The organism is Enterobacter sp. 296B2 (genome assembly GCF_034106185.1).
GTDB classification, from domain to species: Bacteria; Pseudomonadota; Gammaproteobacteria; order Enterobacterales; family Enterobacteriaceae; genus Enterobacter; species Enterobacter cloacae_N.
On sequence record NZ_JAWNCA010000066.1, the window covers coordinates 1 to 3,248 of the forward strand.

The window sequence follows — 3,248 nt, forward strand, 5'->3', positions numbered from 1 at the left end:
TACAATCACAGTGTAAAGACCAGAGCTATAGGCAGTAGCGTCAGAGTTATCTTCATCCTTAGCCATTAAAACACCATCGAGATATGCAAAACCATCAGCTGAACGTTTGAAGTCAATTCCATTTTTATTTACATGTATTGGTTTTAATTTGCCAGGCTTATACGCCTCAACATTCTGAGGTGCAGCAATATCACTCAGTTGTGTTTTATGTTCTTTTTGCAACTGTCGTCGGTAGGCTTCAGATATAGCATGTGCTTGCGTGATGGTTGTCGTTAAGAGAAAAGTAACAATTAAAATCTTCTTCATTTATTAATAACCTCTTTGATGATGTTTATGTGTTGTATCGGTGTTTACAGCGGCACTTGCATTTTCGTAAGCCTGTTTCTGTGCCGCAGCATTCAAGGTAGCTTGACGATTTTGTTCTGCGGTGTAGCAAGCGTCACGGCTTATGCCCTGAGCTTCACATTCGTAAATTCTTTCTGTGGTGGATTTACATCCAACGACTGTAAGAGCAAATGTTGCTAGTGCAATTTTGGTTGCCGATTTCACTTATAATTCCTTAAATTTAATAAACTAAGTAGGCATTTCAATTTTAAGAGCTTAAATCACTATGTAATAGCTAAAGAATTTTTTAATGCGTCGCTGAATGCTAGTTGTGACTTCTATAGATATTAGGACTGTGATTTTTAAAATTGTGTTTATGGGGTCGCATATACACACGCCAGTGATGCTAAAAGAGCCATAAACATTAATGTAGTTACTACACATACTGCCACCTTGAGATAATTTTCAAGTTTATGATTCATTTTCGGGTCAATCGCAACATAAAGTTAAGACCGCAGCGGGAACGACTCTGAAGCATTTCGGTTCCTACAAAGTAGGTCATGATTCGGTGCGTTTTAATTTGACAGCTATGCAGATCCTCCAGAAGAGGTGATTTGCGGTGAACTGACGTGTTCCCTATTAATATATATTCATCGACTTCTGAGATTATATGATGTTCGTCTACACCCACAGTATTACCTCCTAAATCATGACGCTTAGGGTCATATAGATGGTCTACCCACGCACCAATTACAACCTTAGGTTTATATTTTGCCACGGCTAATGAAGCCTCACATTTTTCAACATGCGAGCCAAAAGCGAAACTTGAGCAATTTTCATTGGTATCGTTTAGGTTTTTACTATCAGTTCCAGGTATTCCAAGTGCTCCTGAAATTCCTCCGTTACCAGCGCAAATCTCTATAGCTGATCGTCCATCGATGATTTGTTCAAGTTCCGTTATCAACTCATTAGTAGGAAATAAGTATATGTTGTGGGTTTGTCCGAAGAGCATCTTTTCGGCATTTGAATATTCAAGCCAAAATGAAGCTGGGCGAGGTATCAACACATTATTGTTGTCGAACATTGCATCTGTATGCAGCATATTTTGCATGCCATAGGTAATACATGGGACACCAGGAAAAGGCTGAGCATCATTCATAATATACCCTTTAACTGTAAGTCAATGATAATTCTGAACAAGAAGAACCTGACTGATGTACATAAGTACCCCCCTTTAGAAAGGGGGGAGATATTCACGACTTATGGATACCATTAGATAATATAAGTTTGTCTCGGTTACCAACCATAAGCTACACCAGCACCTATTACAAAGTTATGCTGAGTATCGTTTGAAACGGCTGCCTTAATAACGGTTGATCGCGAAACTCGAGCAGAAAAACCAACTGCCAGTGCACTTTCATTGTCTGTGTTACCAACACCAGCGCCAAGGTTGAAACTCTGTGACTCTAAGACCTGCGGGATAGTTGCTATTGCTGCAACGCCAGCAATGCCTGCGGAGGCGCGTTTACGGTTGCTCTCGACTTGGTTTTTCAACTTACCGAAGTTAGTTTGATTCTTCGACTCGAGATCGCTAATTCGCGCTTCGTGGTCAGAGAGTTCAGCGGTATGGCTGGCAACTACTTTATCGGTTTTTTCCTGTGCTGCTTTCCGTTCCGCGATGCGTTGATCTACATCTGCAGCCCGTTGCTGGTATGTACCTGTATCGACTTTCTGGCTGACAGCTGTTTGCAGTGTCTTGAAGTGCGTATCTTCTAACAGAGCGTTACGATTTACGTCGTTTGAAACATTATCAATTTTTGCGGTGTTATTACTTATAGCTCCAGCGTTTAAAGATATGTTTGCTTCGTTAGCCGTTTCAGCCTTTGTTGCACGCTGAGATTCGGTAGAGAGGTCCTTGGCGTTAGTAGCTACTTTTGTCTCTATGGCAGATACGGTGGAAGTATCTGCTTTCTGAGCTATCGCTGCTCTGTTCACTGCAATGTCTTTTGTGTTTGCATCTGCTTTGCCTTCAACTGCCAAGTCGTAAGCATGAGATGTGATTGCAAGTTGATTAACTTGTGCTGCGTCAGCCTTAACATCAATTTCTTTCTGAAGTTGGACATCTGCATCAGCGCGAGTTTTTCCTTCATCTTGCAAATCAGAAGTGATTTGAGATTCAGCGTCGGTGCGATCTTGTTTTTCTTGAGTAAGTTGGTTACTCAACGTCAAAGTGTTTGTATAAGCATGTTCTGACTGCACTTTGAGTCCGTCGAGATCGTAAGTTACCCCATTTTGTCCTTCAACAATGAAGGTGCCGTTATTGCCTGTCACGCTAGCATCAACGATTACCGGGACTGCATATTTAGCGCGGCCTGAAGTGTTAGCCATGCGGTTAGTTGCAGCAACTTCATTCTGATATTTTGCCGCTACTTCATTATGAAACTTTGCTGGCGTTTCATTGTTATATTTCCAGTTATCCGTATGCGCATTAACTGAATCTACCGGCACCGCCTGTTCTGCAGGTTTAGAAGGTACCGCTGCAGGAGTCGCGATCGGCGCGCGGTTTGGTGTGACAGTAGCGGTTGCAACTGGCGCGTTTGGAACTGCAGCCGGGATGGCCTGCGGTGCGGCAACCGGCACCGCCTGTTCTGCAGGTTTAGAAGGTACCGCTGCAGGAGTCACGATCGGCGCGCGGTTTGGTGTGACAGTAGCGGTCACAACTGGCGCGTTTGGAACTGCAGCCGGGATGGCCTGTGGTGCGGCAACCGGCACCGCCTGTTCTGCAGGTTTAGAAGGTACCGCTGCAGGAGTCGCGATCGGCGCGCGGTTTGGTGTGACAGTAGCGGTCACAACTGGCGCGTTTGGAACTGCAGCCGGGATGGCCTGTGGTGCGGCAACCGGCACCGCCTGTTCTGCAGGTTTAG

Annotated in this window: 4 protein-coding genes; all 4 read right to left on the bottom strand. The window is 44.2% G+C overall.

Annotated elements, in window-relative coordinates:
* A partial coding sequence (locus tag URZ40_RS23010) for a hypothetical protein (RefSeq protein ID WP_320721245.1) occupies positions 1 to 306 on the bottom strand: 306 nt, incomplete at its 3' end.
* A 3-nt stretch (positions 307 to 309) separates the two neighbouring features.
* A complete protein-coding gene (locus tag URZ40_RS23015; RefSeq protein WP_237766822.1) occupies positions 310 to 549 on the bottom strand; it encodes a hypothetical protein in 240 nt (79 codons plus the stop codon).
* A gap of 253 nt (positions 550 to 802) precedes the next feature.
* A complete protein-coding gene (locus URZ40_RS23020) occupies positions 803 to 1,483 on the bottom strand; it encodes a hypothetical protein (RefSeq protein ID WP_316379257.1) in 681 nt (226 codons plus the stop codon).
* A 137-nt stretch (positions 1,484 to 1,620) separates the two neighbouring features.
* The coding region (locus tag URZ40_RS23025; RefSeq protein WP_320721247.1) for a YadA-like family protein at positions 1,621 to 3,248 on the bottom strand (1,628 nt) is incomplete at its 5' end.